Raw genomic sequence first — 22,556 nt, 5'->3', positions numbered from 1 at the left:
ACCTCCCTTGTGTCTGTGGGCGTTCCAATTAAACTCTAGCACTGTGCAGTAGGAAATTCCTCCAAGAGCCAATCTCCACAAATCCGACATGAGTGACGGTATGAGCAGGTCATCCACCCCCCAACCGATATTCTGGCGCGACAGTCGGCTGCCTCATGTCGAACTTCGGGTCGTCGAGGATGGTCGCAAGGTGTGTTACGCACCGCATACCCACACCCAGTGGTCGATGGGTGCCATTACGGCTGGTCAGAGTACGTTTATCTATGTGGATAGGCGCTATCGGGTCGGTGCCGGGTCATCGGTATTCATGAACCCGGAATGGGTGCACAACTGCAACCCCATTGAAAATCAGCCATGGGCCTACCTGATGCTGTATGTGAATGCCGAATGGCTGGCAAGGCTTCGGTTCCGACTGGGGTTGATCGATGAGCCGGTCTGGCAGGACCTGGATTGCGATGTCAGCCGGTCGGAACCGTTGTTTTTGGGGTTCCGGGATCTGGCAGATTGCCTGTTGGATGAGCAGGTGTCGATACAGCAAAAACGGGACCGGACGGAAACGTTTCTGTCTGAGGTAATGGTGTCGGTTTCGGCACCATCGATGCGGTCTGGCGGGCCGTTCCCACCTGCGCCCGGCCCGATTCAGGAGCTTGCCCGGTACCTGGATGATCACTGCGTGGACGAGTTGTCCCTGACGTGGATGGCGGATCGCGTGGCGTTGTCTCCCTCGCATCTGGTGCGGGTGTTCCGCAAACACTTCGGGATGACGCCCTACGCCTATCAGATCAACCGCCGTATTCAGCTTGGGCAGCGCGCTCTGAAGCAAGGCGCTCCGATCGCCGACGCCGCCCTGGCCGCGGGGTTCTTTGATCAACCTCACTTCCAGCGGGTGTTCAAGCGCCTGGTTGCCGCCACACCGGGTCAGTACGGTCGACCGTTAATCAAGGATCAGGTACAGACAACTCGCCGCAAGTAAGGCGGCCAAGGCGCGATTAACCGCACGCAAGAGTGAAGGGCGCTGGATATGCTGGCGGAGAAAGCGCCCGGTCAGCACCCAGGTGGACAGGGATAGCCAGCAGATCGGTAGATACAGGGCGGCAAAGATCGTCAGTTGGGTCAGATCGCCACCGGAAGTGTACGCCCCGATGCCTGAGACAGAAGCCAGCCACGCCTTCGGATTGAGCCACTGCATAAGTGCACCAGTCCAGAACCCGGGTGCCCCGTCGGGAGCTTCTTCAGAGATTTGTCCATCATCCACGGCCAGGCGATAGCTCAGGTAAAGCAGAAACGCGATACCGGCCCAGGTCAGCAACCGTTCAAATCCCGGAATCCAGGCAAGTGCCGAATGCAGCCCGAATCCTATGGCGAGGAAGAGAGCAATGAATCCCAGGGTGGCGCCGGTGACAAACCACAATCCTTTGCGCAGGCGATAGCGGGTGCCGCTGCTCAGGCACACAAGATTGACCGGGCCCGGCGATATAGAGGCGGCCAGTGCAAATGCGGACATGGGCAATATCAGGGACAGGGTCATGGACAAGCTCCTTTCAGTGAGGGTAGACCGAAGGAGTCTGGCGCCTTAATGAAAGCGGGTATTGCACAAAATTGTTCTGTCCCGAAATCTGTCATGTAGCGGAATGATCCAGGTAATGCTGATAATTATATCCGGACATTTCTGGGTTCGTATTCGTCTAATGACGCCCCTTGATCTGAACTACCCTTTATCCACATACACTGCGTTGCTTACAGGAGTGACGGAGATGAACACGGTTGATTGGCGCATCAAGGGATTGGAATTCGTAAACTGTAATTGTGAGGTAGGTTGCCCCTGCCAGTTCATGGGTCGGCCGACCCATGGGGACTGCAAGGCATTTGCTGCAGTGCGGATTGAAGACGGGTATTTTGGCGATACTCGTCTGGACGGCTTGTCATTTGCAATGACACTGCAATGGCCGGGAGCCATCCATGAGGGTAACGGGCAGGGCCAGGCTTTTGTCGATGAACGGGCAACGCCTGAGCAGCGCGAAGCTCTGATGTCGATACTGTCCGGCGAAACGTCAGAGCCCGGGGCCACGTTTTTCAATGTATTTGCCAGTACGTTGACTAAAATGCACGATCCGGTGTTCTGTTCGATTCAGCTGGACTGTGATGTTGAGGGGCGTCGCGCCAGTGTCCGGGTGGCCGACATGATCAACGCGTCCGGGGAGCCTATTATCAATCCGGTTTCAGGTGAGGAGCATCAGGCGCGTATCGATTTGCCTGGTGGTTTTGAATATGCGGTGGCGGAAGTGGCCAGGGGCAGCACAAGTGCCCAAGCTGGCGTTCCCATGGATCTGGATGCCAGCCACTGCCATCTGTCCCATCTGGATATCGGGCCGAGTGGCGTTTATCGATAGGTGAATGGGGGGCTGTTGTTTTCGCTTACAGCCCCGCATCCTTGACGCTCTCCATCACCACAAACGTGCTGGTTTGCAACACATGGGGCAGGGCCGAGATCTGTTCCCCCAGTACCTGTCGATACTCTGCCATGTTTCGCGTCCTTACCTTGAGCAGGTAGTCGAAGTTGCCGGCGATCATATGGCATTGCTCGACGGCGGAAATCTGCTTCACGGCTGTGTTGAAAGCGGTCAGGGACTGGCTGCTGGTGTCGTGCAGAGTGACCTGTGCGAAAGCGATATGGCTCTGCCCGAGTTTGGTCTGGTTAACCAGTGCGGTGTAGCCGGTGATGTAGCCCTGTTCTTCGAGCCGACGCATGCGAACCTGGCAGGGTGTCTTTGATAGCCCCACACGTGAGGCGAGCTCGGTCACGGTGATCCGGGCGTGCTTCTGAAGTTCGCGAATGATGGCGTGATCGATTCTATCCAATTCGACCATAACTTTGTTTCCTGGCTGGATGAACGGCTGAACCAAGACCAAAATATAATCAAAATACCTGTATTTTGAAACTATATGGTCAATGAGACTTCGGGGAGTTGAGTATACTGGAACTTCCTCCATTCCATATACCCAGTTGAATGTACCCGGAGACGCTCCATGCCACAGTCCCGCCCATCACAACAACAAACCTTGCTGGAACAACTTGCTGACGCTCTCCAGGATCAGGAGTCGGATCCCCACAGCACGAGGAACCTGAGGGAAGTTGTCGCGAAGATGATGACCGAGTCTCAGTCCTGGGACGATGATCTGCATGCTCAGTTGGTTGAGTCACTGGGTGAGGCGTCCGGTGGTCTGTGTGCTCAGATGTTCAGTGGCGGCTTTCCTTCCGCATACCGGGCGCGCTTTCCCGTGGCGGAGGCCATTGGCGACATCCACCAGATCCAGTCCATCGCCGTCAGTTCTGATGTGCCCATGCGTTTTTACCGGCTTGTGGAGCCATCAGCCGATAAACAGCCATTGTCCGACGGAGAGCTGAACTTCAAGCTTTATAGCCAGGGCAACCCGGTGATTCTCTCGGATGTCATTCCGATCCTCGAGAACCTGGGGATGCGTGTGCTGGGAGAGCATCCCTATCGGGTTCAGCGGCGGGACGGGGAACATTTCGGCGTCAGTGACTTTACCGTGGAGAGCCACTCCCATTGCCGTGGCGCCGACCTGGAAAAGGCCAAACCCCTGTTGCAGGAAGCGTTTCGTGAAATCTGGAATGGCTTCGCGGAAAATGACGACTTCAACCAGCTCATCATGGCTGCAGGGCTGGGCTGGCGCGAAGTGGCGTTGTTGAGGGCGTATTCCCGGTATATCAAGCAGATACGTTTTGGTTTCAGCCAACCGTTTATTGCCGACACCCTGGCGCGTCACCTGAACATTACCTCGATGCTGGTGGTCTACTTCAACGCGCGATTTGATCCGGACATTCCGGCGGAAACCCGGGAGGTGATGGCCGGGAGGATTGAGAGCGATATCCTTGGCGCTCTGGAAGCCGTGGAGAGTCTGGATGACGACCGCATCCTCAGACGGTTCTATGTGCTGATCAAGGCAACACTGAGAACCAACTACTACCAGCACCAGCACGGTGGCCAGATCAAAGGCTACCTGTCATTCAAACTCGATCCTGCCGCTATTCCCGATATCCCCAAGCCCTGCCCACGCTTTGAGGTGTTTGTGTATTCACCACGCGTGGAAGGTGTTCACCTTCGGGCTGGCCCGGTCGCCCGGGGTGGTCTGCGCTGGTCCGATCGTGTGGAGGACTACCGAACCGAGATCCTGGGGCTGGTCAAGGCCCAGCAGGTCAAGAATTCGGTTATTGTGCCGGTTGGAGCCAAAGGTGGCTTTATCGTCAAGCAGCCGCCTCGCGACGGTTCCCGCGAGGACCTGCGGGCGGAAGGCATCGCCTGCTACCAGACCTTTATCCGGGGGCTGCTGGATCTGACGGACAATCTGGAAGGTGGCGTGGTTGTCCCCCCGGCAGATCTGGTTCGCCATGATGATGACGATACCTCCCTGGTGGTCGCCGCCGACAAGGGAACTGCGACCTTCTCCGACATCGCCAACCGGCTGTCGGAGGAGTACGGTTTCTGGCTGGGCGATGCGTTTGCCTCCGGTGGCAGTGAAGGCTACGACCACAAGAAAATGGGCATTACCGCGCGCGGTGCCTGGGAATCGGTGAAACGCCATTTCCTGGAGAAAGGGCTGGATACCCAGAAGGATGAATTTACTGTGGTTGGCATCGGGGATATGGCCGGCGATGTCTTCGGTAACGGCATGCTGCTGTCGGACCGTATTCGCCTGGTGGGTGCGTTCAACCACCAGCATATTTTTATCGACCCGGAACCGGATGCCAGTGCTACCTTTGCTGAACGCCAGCGACTGTTTCAGACGCCCGGCTCGAGCTGGGCTGATTACGACGTCCGGCTGATAAGTGAGGGCGGTGGGGTATTTTCCCGGTCCATGAAATCGATTCCGCTTTCGCCGCAGATGTGCGCACTGCTCAACCTGGAGGACAACCGGTTATCCCCCAACGAGTTGATCAGCGCCCTGCTCAAGGCCCCGGTGGATATGCTGTGGAACGGCGGTATCGGCACATATGTGAAGGCCAGGGAAGAATCCCACGAAGACGTGGGTGATAAATCCAATGACGGGTTAAGGATCAATTGCGACCAGTTGCGCTGCAAGGTGTTGGGTGAGGGGGGCAACCTTGGGGTGACCCAACTTGGTCGTATCGGTTTTGCCCGAACTGGCGGTGCCGCCAACAGTGACTTTATCGATAATGCCGGTGGGGTTGATTGCTCGGACCATGAGGTCAATATCAAAATCCTGCTCAACGATTTGGTTCAGCAGGGGCGGCTGACCCTGGACCAACGCAACCGGATGCTGCGGGCGATGACCCCCGAAGTGGCCGATCTGGTACTGACAAACAATTACCGGCAGGCCATGACGTTGAGCCTTGCCCAGAGTGGTGTTGTGGCTTCGGCAGATGAATATGAACGCCTTATGCGACGTCTGGAGACTGAAGGCAAGCTCGATCGGGCGCTCGAATTCCTGCCCGACGATGATGAGCTACTGGCCCGGCGTGAGCGTGCCGCCAGCTTTACCCGTCCGGAGCTTGCGGTGCTCGTGTCCTACGCCAAGATCGAGCTCAAGCAGGCGTTGCTCACTGCTCCCATCGTTCACGATCATCGCTTTGCATCGGCGCTTCATTCGGCCTTTCCTGCGTCTTTGCGGGAGGCTTTCCCCGATGCTGTAGAGACGCACCCGTTGCGTGCCGAGATCTCCGCGACCCAGATCGCCAACGATATCGTCAACCGCATGGGCATTACCTGGGTGGACAAGATTCGCAATGCCACCGGGGTCGCCTGCGGTCGCTTGGCCGCTGCCTACCTGATCTCCCTGCGCGTCCATGGCGTAGATGCCAAATGGACCGAAATTGAAGCGCTGGACGGTCAGATCAGTGCCCGGGTTCAGGCCGAAATGTTCGCGGATGTGATTCGTCTGGTAACACGAAGTACTCGCTGGTTGTTGCAAAATCGCTGGCACGGATTGGATCCGGACAACTGCGTGGGGCGTTATCAGGAGCCCCTGGCCGAGGTGTTGGCATCTACGGAACGGTTGGCGATGGTGATCCCGGAAAGTCGTTGGCAGGAACGTTATGAGGAGTACCATAAGGAAGAGGTGCCGGAGCATCTTGCAGCTTATTGTGCTTCTGCTGAGAGCCGTTATTGGTTGATGGATATGATTGAGATATCCCGGCAGTTGGACCAGCCTCTTGAGTCCGTGGCATGGGTGTACTTCCGGTTGGGAGAAAGTCTGAATCTGACCTGGCTGGACAGGCAGATGCGGGTATTCCGGGCGCGGGGCCATTGGCAAGTGCTGGCTACAATACACTATCGGGATGAGCTCGATCAGAAACTGCGGTATCTCACCTCCAGCGTGTTTTCCGTAGGGCCTGACGAGGCCCCCGGGAAGCTTTCTCCGGAGCAGTTGCTGGAGGTCTGGCGTGAGGACAAACAGCCCCTATTGGGGCGCTGGAAACAAATGCTGGGTGATATGCAGGCTTCCAACGAGGTTGATTGTGCAGTTTTCTCGGTTGCTCACGGCGTACTTCGGGAGTTGGCTTCCAACACCGAGCGATGAAGCTCTTGCAGGAAAAATGTCTAAGCATTAATTTTTTGGTGGGGAATTAAATAAAATTTAAGTGACAAAAAAGACAAAATGGTAAGCAGGTGCGGTTCTAATAGAGAAACAGTCTTTGTTGATCTCGGTAGAATGCGAGACAGATAAACAACTAAGAGGGTACAACTATGAGACCGCAGCAGTCAGTGACTCCCGCACTTGTCGATAGCCGGCAGGCCATTCGTGATTACTACCTGGCTGACGAATACCAAGTGATTCGTGAGTTGATTGCTGGCGCTCAATTGTCCGAGCCAGAGCGGGAGGCTATCTCCGCCCGCGCTGCCGACCTGGTACGCAGCGTCCGCAAGAACGCCAAATCCACCATTATGGAAAAGTTCCTGGCGGAATACGGCCTCACAACCAAAGAGGGCGTTGCGTTGATGTGCCTGGCGGAGGCACTGCTGCGTGTACCTGACAACACCACCATCCACGAGCTTATTGAAGACAAAATCACTTCCGGCGCTTGGGGCGCCCATGTTGGTAGGGCCTCTTCGCCGCTGATCAATACCGCCACGGTTGCCCTGTTGATGACCAGCAATCTGCTCAGGGATTCGGAGCGCAACACAGTGGGCGATACCCTGCGCAAGCTGCTCAAGCGTTTCGGTGAACCAGTGATCCGTACCGTAGCCGGTCAGGCGATGAAGGAAATGGGGCGCCAGTTCGTGCTGGGCCGCGACATCGATGAAGCCCAGGACGAAGCCAAAGAGTATATGGCCAAGGGCTACACCTATTCCTATGACATGCTGGGCGAAGCCGCCCGCACCGATGACGACGCCAAGCGTTATTTTGCATCCTACTCCAACGCTATCGGCAGCATTGCCAAGGCCTGCGAAGGGGATGTGCGCAAGAATCCGGGGATTTCCGTCAAGCTCTCCGCGTTGCTGGCCCGTTACGAGTACGGCAACAAGGAACGGGTGATGAACGAGTTACTGCCCCGCGCCCGCACGCTGGTCAGGAAGGCAGCGGCGGCCAACATGGGCTTTAACATTGACGCCGAGGAACAGGATCGTCTGGATTTGTCTCTGGATGTGATCGAAGCCCTGGTGTCCGATCCCGAACTGGCCGGCTGGGATGGTTTCGGCGTGGTGGTCCAGGCCTACGGCAAGCGGGCGTCATACACGCTGGACTGGCTCTATGGCTTGGCCGAAAAATACAATCGCCGTTTCATGGTTCGTCTGGTCAAGGGGGCTTACTGGGACGCCGAGATCAAGCGTGCCCAGGTAATGGGTCTGAGTGGTTTTCCGGTGTTCACCCGCAAGGCATGCAGCGATGTATCGTTTGTTTCCTGTGCCACCAAACTACTGAACATGGCGGATCGGATCTATCCGCAGTTCGCCACCCATAACGCCCACTCAGTTTCCTCGATTCTTGAACTGGCAAAAGTCAAAGGCGTGGACAGCTATGAATTCCAGCGCTTGCATGGCATGGGTGAATCCCTGCACGACGAGGTGCTGAAAGTGAGCGGTGTTCCGTGTCGAATTTATGCACCGGTTGGCCCCCACAAGGATCTGCTGGCGTATCTGGTTCGCCGTCTGCTTGAGAACGGCGCTAACAGTTCGTTCGTGAACCAGATTGTCGATACCCGCATCACCCCGGAAGAAATCGCCAAGGACCCGATCCTCAGCGTGGAAGAAATGGGCAGCAACATTTCCAGCAAGGCGATCGTGCATCCGTTCAAGCTGTTTGGAGAGCACCGCCGTAACTCCAAGGGCTGGGACATCACTGATCCGGTCACGGTGAAAGAGATTGATCAAGGTCGCGATGCCTACCGGGATTATCGCTGGAAGGGCGGCCCGGTGATTGCTGGCGAAGTGGTCAGTACCGAGGTTCAGGTGGTGCGTAATCCCGCCAATCCGGACGATCTGGTCGGACATGTGACCTATGCTTCCGATGCGGACGTGGATACCGCTATTACCGCTGCTACATCTGCTTTCAGCCGCTGGTCCAAAACACCCGTTGAAGAGCGGGCGGCGTTAGTGCGTAAGGTGGGTGACCTTTATGAAGAGCATGCCTACGAGCTGTTCGCGCTGACTACCCGTGAGGCCGGCAAGTCCCTGCTGGATGCAGTTGCCGAGATCCGCGAAGCAGTGGATTTCGCCCAGTACTACGCCAATGAGGCCATCCGTAATAAAGACAGCGGTGATGCCCGTGGCGTGATGTGTTGTATCTCGCCGTGGAACTTCCCACTGGCCATCTTTACTGGCCAGATTCTGGCCAATCTCGCTGCGGGTAACACCGTGGTTGCCAAGCCCGCCGAGCAGACGTCTCTGCTGGCCGCACGGGCGGTAGAACTGATGCATGAAGCCGGTATACCCCGCGATGCCATTCAGTTGCTGCCCGGCACGGGCGCGACCGTTGGGGCTGCGCTGACCGCCGATTCCCGGGTGGCCGGGGTGTGCTTCACCGGTTCCACCGCAACGGCCCAGAGCATCAACAAGATGATGACCGAAACCATGGCCCCGGATGCGCCACTGGTAGCCGAGACCGGTGGTCTTAACGCCATGATCGTGGATTCCACAGCACTGCCGGAACAGGTGGTGCGGGATGTGCTGGCCTCCTCCTTCCAGAGTGCGGGTCAACGTTGTTCGGCGCTGCGTATGCTCTACGTGCAGAAAGACATCGCCGACCACCTGCTGGCGATGCTCTACGGTGCCATGGAAGAACTGGGTATCGGTGATCCCTGGTTGTTGTCCACGGATGTGGGCCCGGTTATTGATGAAACCGCCAGGAATAAAATTGTCGATCACTGCAAGAAGTTCGAGCGTAATGGTCGCTTGCTGAAGAAGCTCCCGGTTCCCGACAAGGGGCTGTTCGTCTCTCCGGCAGTGCTCCAGGTCAGCGGCATTGAGGAAATGGAAGAAGAGATCTTTGGCCCGGTACTGCATGTGGCCACCTTTGCTGCGAAGGATATCGACAAAGTGGTGGATGCCGTCAACGCCAGGGGCTATGGCCTGACGTTTGGTATTCACAGCCGGGTTGATCGCCGTGTTGAGCGGATTTCAAGCCGGATCAAGGTGGGCAACACTTACGTCAACCGCAATCAGATTGGTGCCATTGTGGGCTCCCAGCCGTTTGGTGGCGAGGGCCTGTCGGGGACCGGTCCCAAGGCAGGTGGTCCGCAGTACGTTCGTCGTTTCCTGAAAGGGGTAACGGTTGAACGTCCGGCGGACGCTGGTGCCCGGCCTGTTGATATCAAGAAACTTGAGGGGCTGATTGGTAAGCTGCGCGATATGAATACGCAGGCTCCGGAGGCCAGAATCGAGGCCATGAAGCCGGTTTTCGGGGAGGCTCCGGAGCCGCTGGATGCCCATGTCGAAGAGTTGCCTGGTCCAACCGGCGAGCTGAACCGCCTGTCAAACCACGCCCGTGGCATTGTTCTCTGTCTCGGCCCGGACAAGCAAACCGCGTTGGAGCAGGCGGCGATGGCGCTTTCCCAGGGTAACAAAGTTGTCGTAATCGCACCTGGAGTGGAGGACACCGTAAACCGTGCCGTCCAGGCCGGCCTGCCGATCGTGGGTGTTGAGGGACTGTTGGAACCCGAAGCCCTGGCAATGGCGCGTGGTTTCCAGGCGGTGGTGAGTTGTGCCGAGCCGTGCCTGCTGGGGGAATACCGTCAGGCACTGGCGAAACGTGACGGCGCGCTGTTGCCGCTGATCACGGAACATACTCTTGACGAGCGGTTTGTGATTGAGCGCCACCTGTGCGTGGATCCCACCGCCGCCGGTGGTAACGCCAGTCTGATCGCTGCCTCCGAGTAAGCCCTTCCCGCCAGTAGTGAGTCGCCCCAGGGAAGGGGCCACTCGCAGTTCCCGACAGATCGCTATCGCATGTCGCCCGCCTTCGTGGTATATCAGCAACTTTGATTTTCCATTCATTGTTCCGGAATCTGAAGACATGCCAAAAGCCAGTGAAATCAAGAAGAACTCCGCGGTTGAATATGAAGGCAGGGCCTACTTCGTCAAGGACATCGAGCGCTCCGTTCCCCAGGGGCGAGCCGGTGGCAGCCTCTACCGCATGCGGATGTATGACGTGGTTACAGGTAACAAGATCGACGAGACCTTCAAGGACTCGGACATGCTGAACCTGGCCGATCTGGTTCGCAGACCGGCGACCTTTTCCTATTCGGATGGCGACGAGTTCGTTTTCATGGACAGCGAGGATTTCACGCAGTACAGCCTGAACCGGGAGTCCATCGCAGACGAGCTGCTGTTCATCAGTGAGGATACCCAGGGACTGATGGTGATCCTGGTGAGCGACGCCCCGGTTGCGCTGGATCTGCCGCCGACGGTAGATCTGGAGATTGTGGAAACTGATCCATCCATCAAGGGCGGTTCGGCAACGGCGCGGACCAAGCCTGCGACACTGTCGACCGGGCTGGTGATTCAGGTGCCCGAGCACATTTCCACAGGTGACAGAATCAAGGTGAATGTGGAGGAGCGCCGGTTCCTGGGACGTGCCTGACCTGATTTGAAAGGGGCGCCCTTCGGAATTGATAATGGGCGTAACGCCAGGATTCTTGAAGGAGGCGATTATGGCTACCTCAGCCAGCAAACTGGTGGTGTTCTACGATGGCTCTTGCTCCGCCTGCATCAAGGACCGCCGGTGGTACGAAAAGCTGGCGGGGAAGACCGGGGAGTCCGTTGAGTGGCTGGATATCACCGGGCGTGATGAAGAGTTGCGCCGTCAGGGTATTGATCCTGACAAGGCTCTCCGGGAGCTGCACGTCAAGGACGACCAGGGCAGGGTACACCGGGAAATGGACGCCTATATCCTGCTGATGTCCCGCGTGCCTGCACTGAAACCCCTGGCGTGGCTGATCGGCTTGCCGGTGATTCGGCCCACTCTCGCGTGGCTGTATCATCGATGGGTGGCCAAGCGTCTCAGCACCAGTCAGTAGTTGATGATGTCTGTCCTGGGTTCCGGACAAGCTGTTCGGAGTTCCGGGCACTTGTGGCTACCTGAAGTATCTTTCTCCCTTCCTACTTCTTTTTAAAACAACATCTTGGCGTCCTGGCACAATTCTTTCTTCAAATCGGCTGCCGAACAATAAATCCAATAAAAGGAGTTCCAGATGTCGATTTCCATCGCTCGTTCGATGCGTCGGGGTGTGATATCCATTCTTCTGGGGTGCATTCCCCTGGTGTTATCTGCCGTGCCGGCCAGTGCCGGTCAGACCGATTCCTATACATTGCCACAACAATCCTACAACCAGTCCCGGGCCCGGGATTACAAGGTGTACGTACCTGATAATGTCCAGACACCCGCGCCCATGGTGATGGCGTTGCATGGCTGCAAGCAGTCCAACAGCGATGTGCTCGCTGACTGGGGACTGAAGGCTGCGGCGGACGAGTACGGCTTTATTCTGGTCGCCCCGTTCATCACCAGTTACGACGGCCTGCGCAATGAGAATTGCTGGGGTTTCTGGTTTGATCATCATCGTCATGAGGGCGCCGGCGAGGTGGAGGACCTGCACCAGATCGCCCAGGCGGTTGAGGCCAATTACACCATAGACGCCAACCGCCGCTTCATCACCGGCCTGTCTTCCGGTGGCGCCATGGCCACTGTTGCGGCAGTGGCCCATAACGAATACTGGGCAGCCGCTGCACCAGCATCGGGATTACCCTATGGCGAGGATTCGTCATCTGTCTCGTTGTCCGGACAGTGTCCGGGAAGTGCGACATTCCATAGCGTGTCCCGGGTGGCATCCGACATGGAGTCGGAAATCAACGACGACTACCCGATACCATTGATGGTGTTGCAGAACGAGAACGATTGCACGGTGCTGAAAACCGCGGCGGACAATACCCGGGACGCCCACCTGCAAGTGTTTGGTGAACCAGCCTTCGACACCACCGGAGAAACCTACGCTTCCTCAACAGCCTGTTCACCGTCTTACCAGAGCAACTATAGCTGTGAACACATCCGGTATACCCGCGATGGCACCAGCGGAACCCGCTCAGTGGTTGAAACCGTGTATCTGGATGGACCGTTGTCCACGCCCAACACCCAGGACACCGACCACGGTCACTACTGGGTCGGGGGTGAAAACGGTAACAACGGCAAGTGGTCGGTCCGGGTCGGGCCCAGTTACCCGGACATCATCTGGGACTTCTTTAACCGTCACAGCAGGGATGGTACCGAGCCGGAAGGATTCCCGGTGATTACCCTGATCGGGGATAATCCGATGTACGTGGCGATTAATACCGCCTTCACGGACCCGGGGGCGACCGCGGACGATGCGGAGGACGGATCGGTTTCGGTGACGGCGGATTGCAGTGAAGTCGACACCTCTACCGTGGGGACCTACGCCTGTAGCTACAGTGCGAACGACAGCGATAGCAATACCACCACCAAGGAACGTCAGGTAGTAGTCCACGATCCCAGCGCGCCCACGGAAACCTGTGAACAGGCGACCTCATCACCCAATATTCACATTTCCGAAGGCCGCGCCTACGCTGGTGGTAATTCCGACCTGCGGGCGTTCTCCTCGGGTGATGATGTGGACATTGGCGGCTCCTTTGACACCTGGAGCAGCGTCACCCTGTACGAGGGCGATCCGGGCCTCTGGTACAGCGTAGAACCCAGCGCCTGTAGCGGTACCGGCGGTGGCGACGACGGCGGTTCCGGTGGTGAGTTTACCTGCCAGGACTGGAACGATACCCATCTGAACCACGATACCGCCGGTCGTGCCTATTACGCGGGCGGCTACTACACCACCGGTGGAGACGACTACCTGGGGGCGGTCTCGGGCACATACAGTTGGGTAAAGGAAACGGCGGAGGGCTACTTTGAAATCGGCCAGTGCGACTGAAGCTGAAGCCGGCTAGCTGTTGGGAGAATGACATCCCGGATCAGGGGCTGGTCCGGGATGATGCTTATTCGGGTAAGGTTTCGCCTGAGCCACCCATTTCCGCAGGCACATCCTTCATTTTGGGCAGGCCGTCGTGGATGGGCAGTACGGATTCCTGGTAGTGCACATGCAGTGCGGGCTTGAAATCCAGGTCGGGCAGATTGGCTACGTACACATCCACCAGCCCCATTGTCGGGTGGTCGGTAAAGACATGCCCGCCGCACTTCTTGCACCACTTGCGGTAGCTTTGTTCCGTCAGGTGGAAGGTGCCGATCTGGTCTTCGCCGGCAAGAACTTTGAAACTCTCGGGTGGCCATAGCGAAAACGCGTTCACGGGACCGGCCGACCATCGTCGGCAGGAATCGCAGTGACAGTAGCCCATGGCCGCTGGCTCACCACTGACCTGAAATTTCACTTCACCACAGAAACAGCTGCCTTGATGCTGGCTCATAATGCTCTCCCTCCATTGCGTGGATACAAAACGTTTCCATATTTACCGTTATTATTGGGGCTCGGGTTAATGTTCCAGAGACATATTGTTGATGTAAATACTTCGAAAGTGCCGATAGTGGGCCACAGCTGATTTGCACTGTTATCTACCGGGTTGTTTCAGTACGCTTGTCAACTTGGCTCATCAGGAGGGAATCATGCCCAGCCCTAAATCCAGACCCGTTTCCGCGTCCGCCATAGACCAGCATGTCTATAAAGTGTTTCCCAATGACATGAACTCACATAACACGGTGTTCGGCGGCATGATAATGGCCAAGTGTGATCGACTGGCACTGGTGGTGGCCGAGCGCCATTCGGCGCATGTCTGTGTGACGGCTGCGGTGGACTCCATTCACTTCCGCGCGCCGGCGAAAGGGAACGATACTCTGCTGTTCAGCCTGTCACTGAACCGAAGCTGGGGGTCGTCCATGGAAATCGGCGCCAGGGTTGAGGCCGAAAACAGTTACACCGGAGAAGTGAGACATATCCTGTCGGCGTTCTTCACATTTGTGGCTCTGGATGAGGAGGATAAGCCGGTGGACGTCCCTGAAGCGATTCCTGAAACCGACGAACAGAAGCGCAGGTTCGAGAACGCGGAAATTCGGCGGGAAGGGCGATTGCAGACACGGGAAAAATTATCCAGCCGCACTGGTCAGTAGGGTTTTTTGGTGGACTCCACATCCACCACGCGGCCATTGCGAAGGGTGATCACCCGGCGGAATTGGGTATTGCTCAGTTCGTACAGCCATTCTTCCACGGGGACCGGGTAGCTCCGGTGTGCCAGCCCGGCGCGACCGGGAGTAACGACCTGCCAGGTCACTTGCCTTGACAGGGGCTGACCACAACGGGCGACGACTTCGAACTCGCTGATACCTTCCTGCAGGGCACCGGTAGTGCAGGGGCCAGCGTTATCCGGGTAAAAGCCGTAACCCAGGCTGTCTTCCCGGTGTAGCTTGCCATTACGAAAAACCAATCGACGAATAAAACTCTGGGGGCCGCGGTTGTAGTACCAGTGTTCCTCGGTTTGGACTACGCCAAGTCCCGGTACAACGGTTTGGGGATAGGTCGCAACGTAGTCCGGCTCACCACAGCGTTCTTCCACTTCCAGCGGCCAGTCACCCTGGCTCACCAGAGCACTGCCGCAGCGGAAAGCGGCCATCACGGGATTGATGGTCAGCAGTAAGGTAAGGCTGGCGAGAACTTTAGTTGCGCGCGTAACGTTCATGGAGAATACCCACCCGCTCTACATAGGCTCGGGTTTCTGCGTACGGCGGGATGCCGCCATGGCGGCCCACCGCACCGGGGCCGGCGTTGTAGGCAGCAGTGGCCAGCCTGGTATCGCCGCCGAATCGTTTAAGCATCTGCGCCAGATAATTGACCCCGCCATGGATGTTCTCGGCCGCGTTCATGGCATTGCTGACGGCCAGGTCCCGGGCCGTTGCCGGCATCAACTGCATTAGCCCCTGGGCGCCCTTGGGAGAGATGGCTCGAGCATTGAATGCAGATTCCGCGTGGATGACTGCGCGAACCAGGGCCGGATCAATCTGGAATTGCCGCGCAGCGGCCTGGATTTCGTCACGGTAGGGCTCGCGGTAAAGCGGTGTGGTCCGCCAGTTTACCTTGGAGTTCGGATCGCAGGCATAGCAGTGAAAGCGGATGACATCGAAATCAGCCCCTGCCGGTTGGTTGCTGCTGTAGGCGACCACGCCATTTTCATCCCGGTAGCGATAGACCACCTCATTCTTGCTGGAAGCGCGCCGCTGTTCGCTGTTTTTGACATTGGTATATTCCACCGTGCCGTCGGGGTGGACAATACGTTGCACACTGCCACCCGCAACCGGTTGAGACAGAAATACCAACAACAGGGTTGTCAGTAATGATGTGGAGAGAAGATTACCGCTTGTCATTGTGTACTCGTGAGAAACCTGAACGGATATCTGCGTGATAATCGCCAGTATACGTCGTTGTGATATGGAAGAAACGTAACGATAAGTGTCGATAGTCGCAAATGTGATGGTGTCTCCAGTCATTGTATTTGAACAGGCTTTGATCATAGGCTTTTGATTCATTCACAAGTGCGGGAAAAACGATCATGAACGTGGCGGGTAAAACGGTGGTCATCACCGGCTCTTCCAGTGGTATTGGTGCGGTTGCGGCCAGACAGTTGGCGAAGCAGGGGGCCAGAGTGTGCCTGGTGGCGCGAAGGGAGGAAGAGCTGGCCAGTGTTCAACGTGAGATCACCAGTGAGGGAGGGCAGGCATGGATCTACCCGGCGGACCTGACCGATGAGGCATCGCTCAACCAGTGTGCCGAGCGTATTCTTGATGCGCACCAGCGGGTGGATGTGCTGGTGAACAACGCCGCCCACTCGATACGTCGTCCAATCACCGAGGCCCTGGACCGCCTGCACGATTACCAGCGCACGATGAACATCAACTACATTGCGGCGGTGGGGCTGACCCTCAAGCTGTTGCCCCGTATGCTCGAACAGGGAGAAGGGCAGGTGGTGAACATCTCAACGCTGTCGTCCCAGGTGCCGATCCCGCTGTTTTCCGCCTACCTCGCCAGCAAGTCGGCGCTGGAGTCTTTTTCCCGGTCGCTGTTGGCGGAACTTGGCCACAAAGGGATTGACGTCACCGTGGTGTATTTCCCGATGGTGCGGACGCCGATGTCTTCAAGAACCAGCATTTACCGGCATATGCCAATGATGAACGTGGACAAGGCTGCCGGCTGGATTGTAAAGGCGGTGAACAAACGCCCTGCGCGGGTGGGAAGCCCGGTGGGTACCTTGGGTAGTCTGGCGCTGGCGGCGATGCCAGGCCCTGTGACACGGTTCACTCAACCGGCCTTCCGGCAGATGGACCGCATGCTGAAGCATAAGATGAGCAAGGACCGCTGACCCGGCGTGATCACCCCGGTACGGATTGCGTCTCCTGAGCGGTCAGGGTGCGGTATTGTCCCGGGTCCAGTGTCTGGTCAAGGGCTATGGCGCCCATTCGCTCCCGGTGCAGGGAGACAACACGGTTACCCACAGCGTGAAACATTCTTTTCACCTGATGATAACGGCCTTCATAAATCGTCAGTCGGGCGTTGGTGGCATCGATCGGTTCGATGTGTGCAGGTGAGGTTGTCAGTTGTTCGTATTCAAACCAGATGCCCTCAGCAAAGCGTGCCGCGGTTTCCGGTGATATCGGGTGTGCAGTGGTCACCCGGTAAACCTTGGGAATCCTGACCCTGGGTTCGGTCAGGCCCCGGGACCAGGTACCGTGGTTGGTCAGTATCAGCAGGCCGGTGGTGGCCCGGTCCAGGCGTCCAGCGATATGCAGGCCGGCCCGCAGGTCCGGGGCAATCAGGTCCAGTACCGTAGGATGTACCTTATCCTCGGTAGCGCTAAGATAGCCTGCGGGTTTGTGCAACATCAGGTATAGGGCTTCGGTGCCCTGCTGGATGATGTTGTTGTCAACCGCGACGGTGGCGAAGCGGTCGACATCCATGGATCCTTCCCGACATACGTTGCCGTTGACCGTGACCCGCCCGGCCGCGACCAGAGCATTCGCATGCTTGCGGCTGACACCGTTCTGGTTGCTGAGGATTCGTGAAAGTTTCATGGCGTGAATGATAACGGGTCGCCCCGGAGCAGGACAGGGTCATGAACTCGTAACTGTAATGGAATAAAAGACGGTTGCCTGTATCTGTATTGTTTGCCTGCTAACTTTTAAAGTGGCTGCACCCTGAAAACTTTTGTCTGGATAATTGGTCATGCGTTCAGTTTTCTTTACCTTTCTGGTGCCTGCGCTTTTTGTGTGGTTGTGGAGCACGGGTTTTATCGGCGCCAAGTACGGGCTTCCGTATGCGGAGCCCTTCACGCTGCTGCTGATCCGCATGTTGCTGACTCTGGTGCTGCTGGCAGGGCTGGCCTGGCTGATGAAAACCCGCTGGCCGGGATGGCGGGGAGCGGGGCACCTGGCGGTGACCGGGCTGCTGGTCCACGGCTGTTACCTGGGGGGGGTGTATTACGCCATTCAGGGCGGTATGCCGTCAGGTATTGTGTCGCTGATTGTCGGCCTGCAACCGCTGGTGACGTCGGCCGCAGCGGTGATTGTGCTGAAGGAAGGTGTCTCGGGGCGACAATGGCTGGGGCTGACTCTGGGGCTGGTGGGTGTGACTCTGGTATTGCTTGAGAAGTTTGTCGGCGGTGATGGCAATACCTCGGATTTCCCGTTATGGACGCTGGTCTGGGCCGGGTTCTCCCTGGCCGGAATATCCCTGGGTACGGTGTATCAGAAGCGCAACGGCACCCAGGCGGATCTGGTGGCGGGCACGCTCATCCAGTACAGCGCCGCGGCAGTGTTTTTTGCCATCGGGGCTTTCACTCTGGAAACCCGGGAGGTGGAATGGGCGCTCCAGCTGCAGCTATCCATGGCCTGGCTGGTGTTTGGTGTATCCATCGGCGCCATCCTGTTGCTGATGTGGCTGATCCGCCAGGGGGCGGCTTCGCAGGTGGCCAGCCTGTTCTACCTGGTGCCGCCTGTGACCGCGCTGGAAGCGTTTGTACTGTTTGACGAGCGCTTGGGTGTTCTGGCCATGGTTGGCGGCGCGATTTCCATCACCGGCGTGGCACTGGTAGTTACCCGGCGATCTGCAACCTAGTTCCGGTGCTAAGGTCCGGTTATCCAAACCGTAACCTGAAAAAGAGGCGGGCAGAGGCACCCTGAGTTATCTTTGGCAAAGCTTCATGCGGATATCCGTTGGAGTACGGCAATCTCCGGCAGGGAACTTTCGAATGACCTATTGGCTGGTAGCGAATTCCAGCGCCGGCAATGGCCAGCGGGGACGTGATTTCTGGTTAGCGCAACTGGCGAACGCCGGTATTCGTGAGCCGACGTGTTGTGACTTTGAACGTGACGACTGGACCAGGCAATTGCGCCCCGGCGATGTGGTGATGGTCGCCGGCGGAGATGGTTCGGTGAATGTGGGAGCCAGGCTATGTCTAAGGTATGACGCCACGCTGGCAGTTCTGCCGTCCGGCACCGCCAATGATTTTGCCAGGAACCTGGGCCTGCCTGAAGCGCCAGGCGATCTGTGTGCTCTCATCCGCAAGGGTGCAAGCCAGCGTGTTGATGTCGCTGAGTTCAACGATCAGCTGTTTCTGAATGTGGCGCATATTGGTTTGGGCACGATTCCGGTTTGTCAGACTGACGACTCTCGGAAGAAACTGTTGGGCCGGTTCAGCTATGGAGTGGAGTTGTTGCGAAAACTGGGCGAAAAACGCGGGTTTCATGCAGAAATTCGATGTGATCAGGGGTTTGTCCGTGGCCGCTGGTTGTCTATTGCGATAGCCAATGGCGCTTTTTTTGGTGGTGGTAATGAAATTCCGGAAGCTGCAGTCAACAGCGGGCGTCTGGATGTGATTGCTGTGAAACCCCGCCCGCTGCTTCAGTTGTTGCTGACTTTTTTTATGCTGCGGTTGAATCGACACTCGCCCCAACGCACGAGCACGGTCGTCCACCTGAAGGGGCAAGATTGCCGAGTGGATACCCGTCGACCAAAGACGGTGACTGCGGATGGTGATGTTGCCGGAAAAACACCATTGAATGTCGTGTGTCGGGCGCACTCTCTGTCGGTGATTGGCGCCTCCGTGCTGGCAGCGGAATCGTCATCCTAGAATCAGCGGTGCTATCAGGCCTGTCAGTATGGCTATCAGGACAGCCAGAAAAACCAGTTGCCTCCACGGAAACCGTGGTTGTGGTTCTGGATTAAGCTCCTGTTCCAGGTACTCCCGCAGCAGGCGTGTATTGCGGGTGTTGGCCTTATAGACGATATCAAATGCGTCTCCCACCACAGGTACCATGCCGCCGAACGTCTCGATCAGCATATTCTTGACCATGTGGGCCTTGATGCGCTTGCCGGCGCCGGCCCGGTGCGCTTCCAGCAGTACATACAGGGACAGTACCAGGCCTATAAGGTCACCCACCACCGGCAGCAACCCGATGATGGGATCCAGACCGAGACGAATCCTCGTAAAGGGAATCCGGATGGCAGTGTCAGTGACCCGGGAAAACGTGTCGAGCCGGGCAAGGGTCGCTTGTTGTCGGGTTCTCAGCTCGGATTGGCCGGTGGTGGTTTCCCCATTGGGCATGTCAGCTTTTTCCTCGGAAGTTCTTGGGTGTGGAGTGGGGTAGAATGTTAGCCTTCTGCCAGGATGGATGCGAGGACTACGGTAAATGACGGCAATCACGGTTATGGTTTTGGGGGCGACGGGTCTCACCGGCAGCAAGGTGGTGGAAGGGCTGCTGGCGAGGGATGAGGTGGCATCGGTGGTGACCCCCGTGCGGCGGAAAACCGACAGGCAGCATCCAAAACTGGTGCAGCGGGAAGTGAATTTTGACAGTCTGGATGAGCACGCGGATTTGTTTGAAGTCGACGTCATTGTCTGCTGTCTCGGCACTACCATCCGCAAAGCCGGTTCCCAGCGGGCCTTTCGTCGGGTGGACTACAGTTATCCCCTGAAAGCGGCGGAAATCGGTCTTTCCCGGGGAACCCGGGCGTTTGTGCTGATGTCCGCGATTGCGTCGTCGTCATCCTCCACGGTGTTCTACAACCGTATTAAAGGGGAGCTGGAAGACAGTATCAGCGGGCTCGGTTATCCCTTCCTGTCGATTTATCGGCCAAGCCTGTTGCTCGGGGAGCGCAAGGAACACCGCACCGCCGAGGCTCTGGGCATGAAGGCCATGCCCCTGGTCAACCGGGCACTGCTCGGGCCACTGGAAAAATACCGTGGTATTGAGGCTGACACCGTTGCACGCGCCATGGTGAACGAGGTGTGTGGATTGTCAGTGACCATGGATAGTGACGGTGTGGTCCGAATTCATGAATATCCGGACATCGTGACCCTGGCAGATTAGGCTCCGCCCTCGACTTCTTTAGCTTCCTGGCTGGTTTATTCGCCCGCCAGTATCCAGCCTGCAGCTTTCTCCGCGATCATCAGGGTCGGTGAGTTGGTATTGCCACTGGTAATGACAGGCATGACGCCGGCATCCACTACCCGTAGCCCCTTGACGCCACGAACTCTCAGATGTGAATCCACAACCGCCATGTCATCATCGGCCCGTCCCATGCGAGTGGTACCCACGGGATGGAAGATGGTGGTGCCAATGTCTCCCGCCAGCCGTGCCAGTTCGTCGTCGGTCTGGAACTGTACGCCGGGTTTGTATTCTTCGGGTTGGTACCTGGCAAAGGCCGGCTGTTCGGCGATTCGGCGAGTGACACGCAATGAGTCGGCCGCTACCTTGCGGTCTTCCGGTGTGCTCAGGTAGTTGGGTGCGATGGCCGGCGCATCCCGGGGATCGCGACTACGGATACGCACCGTGCCCCGACTGGTGGGGTTTAGGTTGCATACGCTGGCAGTGATGGCCGGGAAGTCGTGCAGGGGCTGCCCGAAGGCATCCAGGCTCAGTGGCTGCACGTGGTACTGGATGTTGGCGTAATCGTAGTCATCAGAGCTGCGGGTGAAGGCGCACAACTGGGACGGTGCCATGCTCATGGGCCCCGAGCGTTTAAGCAGGTACTCAAGACCGATCTTCGCCTTGCCGATCAGGGAGGCGGCCATAGTGTTGAGGGTGTTGGCACCGTGAACCTTATAGATCGAGCGAATTTGCAGGTGATCCTGAAGGTTTTCGCCCACACCGGGCAGGTCCACGACGACCGGAATATCGTGCTGGTTGAGCAGGTCGGCCGGGCCAATACCGGAGAGCTGCAACAGTTGTGGTGAGCCAATGGAGCCGGCTGACAGGATGACTTCTTTCGATGCCATCACGACGGTTTCACCCTTTCCCGGCCGGGCGATACGAACACCGGAACATCGAGGTTGGACATCCGCGCTGGGTTTTATTTTCAGTCCAAGTACCTGGGTTGAGTGCCATACCGTAAGATTTGGGCGTTTGGCGGCTCGTCGGAGAAAAGCCTTGGAGGTGTTCCAGCGCCAGCCGGCACGCTGGTTGACCTCGAAGTAGTCAACGCCCTCGTTATCGCCACGGTTGAAATCCCGGGTACGGGGAATACCCGCCTGCACTGCGGCCGCGGCGAAATCCTCCAGTACCTGCCATTTCAATCTCTGGTGCTCCACACGCCATTCACCGCCGTGACCGTGGAAGTGCGCATGGTGATCGTCAGCATCTCCGCCGGCATCGAGTCGGTAGTGATCTTCGTGGCGCATGAAGTCCGGCAGGCAGTTGTCCCAGCGCCAGGCGTCGTCTCCGGTCACCTCTGCCCAGTGATTGTAGTCGCGGCGCTGGCCACGGATATAGAGCATGCCGTTGATGCTGGAGCAGCCGCCCAGGGTCTTGCCTCGCGGATAGATCAGTGTGCGGCCATTGAGGCCGGGCGATGGCTCGGTTCTGAAACGCCAGTCGGTGCGGGGATTATCGATGCAGTAGAGATAACCCACGGGAATGTGAATCCAGTGGTAGTTGTCCCGACCCCCGGCTTCAATCAGCAGTACCCGGTAATCCGGATTGGCGCTGAGACGATTGGCGAGCAGGCACCCGGCGGTGCCGGCACCCACGATGATGTAATCGAAGTATTCTGAAGCAGATGTCGTACTGTCGTTCATGCCGAT

20 protein-coding genes are annotated in these 22,556 nt (G+C 57.6%); 12 read left to right on the top strand and 8 right to left on the bottom strand.

From position 1 onward, the window contains the following. The first annotated feature begins 100 nt into the window (after positions 1-100). On the top strand, positions 101-973 hold the full coding sequence (locus MARLIPOL_RS02595) for an AraC family transcriptional regulator (RefSeq protein WP_012136515.1): 873 nt from the start codon (positions 101-103) through the stop codon (positions 971-973). On the opposite strand, the gene MARLIPOL_RS02590 is transcribed toward MARLIPOL_RS02595, so the two are convergent. After that, a complete protein-coding gene (locus MARLIPOL_RS02590) occupies positions 935-1,522 on the bottom strand; it encodes a LysE family translocator (RefSeq protein WP_036190585.1) in 588 nt (195 codons plus the stop codon). The genes MARLIPOL_RS02595 and MARLIPOL_RS02590 overlap by 39 nt on opposite strands. Before the next feature lie 232 nt (positions 1,523-1,754). On the opposite strand from MARLIPOL_RS02590, the gene MARLIPOL_RS02585 reads away from it, so the two are divergent. After that, positions 1,755-2,390, top strand: a complete 636-nt coding sequence (locus tag MARLIPOL_RS02585; RefSeq protein WP_012136513.1) for a DUF1326 domain-containing protein — start codon at positions 1,755-1,757, stop codon at positions 2,388-2,390. A gap of 25 nt (positions 2,391-2,415) precedes the next feature. Here the strand turns inward: MARLIPOL_RS02585 and MARLIPOL_RS02580 are convergent, their stop codons facing one another. After that, on the bottom strand, positions 2,416-2,868 hold the full coding sequence (locus tag MARLIPOL_RS02580) for an Lrp/AsnC ligand binding domain-containing protein (protein ID WP_012136512.1): 453 nt from the start codon (positions 2,866-2,868) through the stop codon (positions 2,416-2,418). A gap of 159 nt (positions 2,869-3,027) precedes the next feature. Here MARLIPOL_RS02580 and MARLIPOL_RS02575 point away from each other — a divergent pair, with 159 nt between their 5' ends. From MARLIPOL_RS02575 to MARLIPOL_RS02555, 5 genes are all read left to right on the top strand, one after another. Beyond that, positions 3,028-6,561, top strand: a complete 3,534-nt coding sequence (locus MARLIPOL_RS02575) for an NAD-glutamate dehydrogenase (protein ID WP_012136511.1) — start codon at positions 3,028-3,030, stop codon at positions 6,559-6,561. A gap of 167 nt (positions 6,562-6,728) precedes the next feature. Further along, positions 6,729-10,358: a bifunctional proline dehydrogenase/L-glutamate gamma-semialdehyde dehydrogenase PutA gene (gene putA, locus MARLIPOL_RS02570; RefSeq protein ID WP_012136510.1), complete on the top strand. Its 3,630-nt coding sequence runs from the start codon at positions 6,729-6,731 to the stop codon at positions 10,356-10,358. A gap of 136 nt (positions 10,359-10,494) precedes the next feature. Then, on the top strand, positions 10,495-11,061 hold the full coding sequence (gene efpL, locus MARLIPOL_RS02565) for an elongation factor P-like protein EfpL (protein ID WP_012136509.1): 567 nt from the start codon (positions 10,495-10,497) through the stop codon (positions 11,059-11,061). Between the two features lie 70 nt (positions 11,062-11,131). Further along, entirely contained in the window at positions 11,132-11,497 is a 366-nt protein-coding gene (locus MARLIPOL_RS02560) for a thiol-disulfide oxidoreductase DCC family protein (RefSeq protein ID WP_012136508.1), read from the top strand. A gap of 174 nt (positions 11,498-11,671) precedes the next feature. Continuing rightward, a complete protein-coding gene (locus tag MARLIPOL_RS02555) occupies positions 11,672-13,411 on the top strand; it encodes an extracellular catalytic domain type 1 short-chain-length polyhydroxyalkanoate depolymerase (protein ID WP_012136507.1) in 1,740 nt (579 codons plus the stop codon). Positions 13,412-13,475: 64 nt separating this feature from the next. Here MARLIPOL_RS02555 and MARLIPOL_RS02550 read toward each other — a convergent pair whose 3' ends face one another. After that, the gene (locus tag MARLIPOL_RS02550) at positions 13,476-13,901 is read right to left on the bottom strand and encodes a GFA family protein (RefSeq protein WP_012136506.1); all 426 of its coding nucleotides are present in this window, start codon (positions 13,899-13,901) and stop codon (positions 13,476-13,478) included. A gap of 196 nt (positions 13,902-14,097) precedes the next feature. Between MARLIPOL_RS02550 and MARLIPOL_RS02545 the strand changes: the two genes are divergently transcribed. Next, entirely contained in the window at positions 14,098-14,598 is a 501-nt protein-coding gene (locus tag MARLIPOL_RS02545; protein WP_012136505.1) for an acyl-CoA thioesterase, read from the top strand. Here the strand turns inward: MARLIPOL_RS02545 and MARLIPOL_RS02540 are convergent. Both MARLIPOL_RS02540 and MARLIPOL_RS02535 read right to left on the bottom strand, forming a co-directional pair. Beyond that, positions 14,592-15,164, bottom strand: a complete 573-nt coding sequence (locus tag MARLIPOL_RS02540) for a DUF2845 domain-containing protein (protein ID WP_012136504.1) — start codon at positions 15,162-15,164, stop codon at positions 14,592-14,594. The two genes, MARLIPOL_RS02545 and MARLIPOL_RS02540, sit on opposite strands and share 7 nt — an antisense overlap. Continuing rightward, positions 15,142-15,846: a lytic transglycosylase domain-containing protein gene (locus MARLIPOL_RS02535; RefSeq protein WP_012136503.1), complete on the bottom strand. Its 705-nt coding sequence runs from the start codon at positions 15,844-15,846 to the stop codon at positions 15,142-15,144. The genes MARLIPOL_RS02540 and MARLIPOL_RS02535 overlap by 23 nt, the downstream gene beginning before the upstream one ends. 185 nt (positions 15,847-16,031) lie before the next feature. Here MARLIPOL_RS02535 and MARLIPOL_RS02530 point away from each other — a divergent pair, with 185 nt between their 5' ends. Further along, positions 16,032-16,838, top strand: coding sequence for an SDR family NAD(P)-dependent oxidoreductase (locus MARLIPOL_RS02530; protein WP_012136502.1), 807 nt, complete (start codon positions 16,032-16,034; stop codon positions 16,836-16,838). Between the two features lie 10 nt (positions 16,839-16,848). Here the strand turns inward: MARLIPOL_RS02530 and MARLIPOL_RS02525 are convergent, their stop codons facing one another. Beyond that, on the bottom strand, positions 16,849-17,547 hold the full coding sequence (locus MARLIPOL_RS02525) for a pseudouridine synthase (protein ID WP_012136501.1): 699 nt from the start codon (positions 17,545-17,547) through the stop codon (positions 16,849-16,851). Positions 17,548-17,698: 151 nt separating this feature from the next. Between MARLIPOL_RS02525 and MARLIPOL_RS02520 the strand changes: the two genes are divergently transcribed. Next, on the top strand, positions 17,699-18,589 hold the full coding sequence (locus MARLIPOL_RS02520; RefSeq protein WP_012136500.1) for a DMT family transporter: 891 nt from the start codon (positions 17,699-17,701) through the stop codon (positions 18,587-18,589). Positions 18,590-18,722: 133 nt separating this feature from the next. After that, positions 18,723-19,604 (top strand): diacylglycerol/lipid kinase family protein, encoded by an 882-nt coding sequence (locus MARLIPOL_RS02515; protein WP_012136499.1) that lies wholly within the window; start codon positions 18,723-18,725, stop codon positions 19,602-19,604. Here MARLIPOL_RS02515 and MARLIPOL_RS02510 read toward each other — a convergent pair. Beyond that, positions 19,596-20,078 carry a DUF4112 domain-containing protein gene (locus MARLIPOL_RS02510; RefSeq protein ID WP_012136498.1) on the bottom strand — a complete coding sequence of 161 codons (483 nt, stop codon included), beginning with the start codon at positions 20,076-20,078 and terminating at the stop codon, positions 19,596-19,598. The two genes, MARLIPOL_RS02515 and MARLIPOL_RS02510, sit on opposite strands and share 9 nt — an antisense overlap. Positions 20,079-20,163: 85 nt before the next feature. Here MARLIPOL_RS02510 and MARLIPOL_RS02505 point away from each other — a divergent pair, with 85 nt between their 5' ends. After that, positions 20,164-20,844 carry an NAD-dependent epimerase/dehydratase family protein gene (locus MARLIPOL_RS02505; RefSeq protein ID WP_012136497.1) on the top strand — a complete coding sequence of 227 codons (681 nt, stop codon included), beginning with the start codon at positions 20,164-20,166 and terminating at the stop codon, positions 20,842-20,844. A gap of 35 nt (positions 20,845-20,879) precedes the next feature. On the opposite strand, the gene MARLIPOL_RS02500 is transcribed toward MARLIPOL_RS02505, so the two are convergent. Then, positions 20,880-22,550 carry a GMC family oxidoreductase gene (locus MARLIPOL_RS02500; protein ID WP_012136496.1) on the bottom strand — a complete coding sequence of 557 codons (1,671 nt, stop codon included), beginning with the start codon at positions 22,548-22,550 and terminating at the stop codon, positions 20,880-20,882. Positions 22,551-22,556 lie beyond the last annotated feature (6 nt).

Origin of the sequence: Marinobacter lipolyticus SM19, from assembly GCF_000397065.2 — a bacterium.
Classification (GTDB): domain Bacteria; phylum Pseudomonadota; class Gammaproteobacteria; order Pseudomonadales; family Oleiphilaceae; genus Marinobacter; species Marinobacter lipolyticus.
The sequence above is the reverse complement of the archived record's forward strand: the minus strand, read 5'-3'. Positions and strand labels throughout refer to the sequence as shown.

Excerpts from the sequence above, each read along its gene's own strand:
- MARLIPOL_RS02595 (WP_012136515.1), top strand. The coding sequence starts at position 101 with ATGAGCAGGTCATCCACCCCCCAACCGATATTCTGGCGCGACAGTCGG.
- MARLIPOL_RS02585 (WP_012136513.1), top strand. The coding sequence starts at position 1,755 with ATGAACACGGTTGATTGGCGCATCAAGGGATTGGAATTCGTAAACTGT.
- MARLIPOL_RS02580 (WP_012136512.1), bottom strand. The coding sequence starts at position 2,868 with ATGGTCGAATTGGATAGAATCGATCACGCCATCATTCGCGAACTTCAG.
- MARLIPOL_RS02575 (WP_012136511.1), top strand. The coding sequence starts at position 3,028 with ATGCCACAGTCCCGCCCATCACAACAACAAACCTTGCTGGAACAACTT.
- putA (WP_012136510.1), top strand. The coding sequence starts at position 6,729 with ATGAGACCGCAGCAGTCAGTGACTCCCGCACTTGTCGATAGCCGGCAG.
- efpL (WP_012136509.1), top strand. The coding sequence starts at position 10,495 with ATGCCAAAAGCCAGTGAAATCAAGAAGAACTCCGCGGTTGAATATGAA.
- MARLIPOL_RS02560 (WP_012136508.1), top strand. The coding sequence starts at position 11,132 with ATGGCTACCTCAGCCAGCAAACTGGTGGTGTTCTACGATGGCTCTTGC.
- MARLIPOL_RS02555 (WP_012136507.1), top strand. The coding sequence starts at position 11,672 with ATGTCGATTTCCATCGCTCGTTCGATGCGTCGGGGTGTGATATCCATT.
- MARLIPOL_RS02550 (WP_012136506.1), bottom strand. The coding sequence starts at position 13,901 with ATGAGCCAGCATCAAGGCAGCTGTTTCTGTGGTGAAGTGAAATTTCAG.
- MARLIPOL_RS02545 (WP_012136505.1), top strand. The coding sequence starts at position 14,098 with ATGCCCAGCCCTAAATCCAGACCCGTTTCCGCGTCCGCCATAGACCAG.
- MARLIPOL_RS02540 (WP_012136504.1), bottom strand. The coding sequence starts at position 15,164 with ATGAACGTTACGCGCGCAACTAAAGTTCTCGCCAGCCTTACCTTACTG.
- MARLIPOL_RS02535 (WP_012136503.1), bottom strand. The coding sequence starts at position 15,846 with ATGACAAGCGGTAATCTTCTCTCCACATCATTACTGACAACCCTGTTG.
- MARLIPOL_RS02530 (WP_012136502.1), top strand. The coding sequence starts at position 16,032 with ATGAACGTGGCGGGTAAAACGGTGGTCATCACCGGCTCTTCCAGTGGT.
- MARLIPOL_RS02525 (WP_012136501.1), bottom strand. The coding sequence starts at position 17,547 with ATGAAACTTTCACGAATCCTCAGCAACCAGAACGGTGTCAGCCGCAAG.
- MARLIPOL_RS02520 (WP_012136500.1), top strand. The coding sequence starts at position 17,699 with ATGCGTTCAGTTTTCTTTACCTTTCTGGTGCCTGCGCTTTTTGTGTGG.
- MARLIPOL_RS02515 (WP_012136499.1), top strand. The coding sequence starts at position 18,723 with ATGACCTATTGGCTGGTAGCGAATTCCAGCGCCGGCAATGGCCAGCGG.
- MARLIPOL_RS02510 (WP_012136498.1), bottom strand. The coding sequence starts at position 20,078 with ATGCCCAATGGGGAAACCACCACCGGCCAATCCGAGCTGAGAACCCGA.
- MARLIPOL_RS02505 (WP_012136497.1), top strand. The coding sequence starts at position 20,164 with ATGACGGCAATCACGGTTATGGTTTTGGGGGCGACGGGTCTCACCGGC.
- MARLIPOL_RS02500 (WP_012136496.1), bottom strand. The coding sequence starts at position 22,550 with ATGAACGACAGTACGACATCTGCTTCAGAATACTTCGATTACATCATC.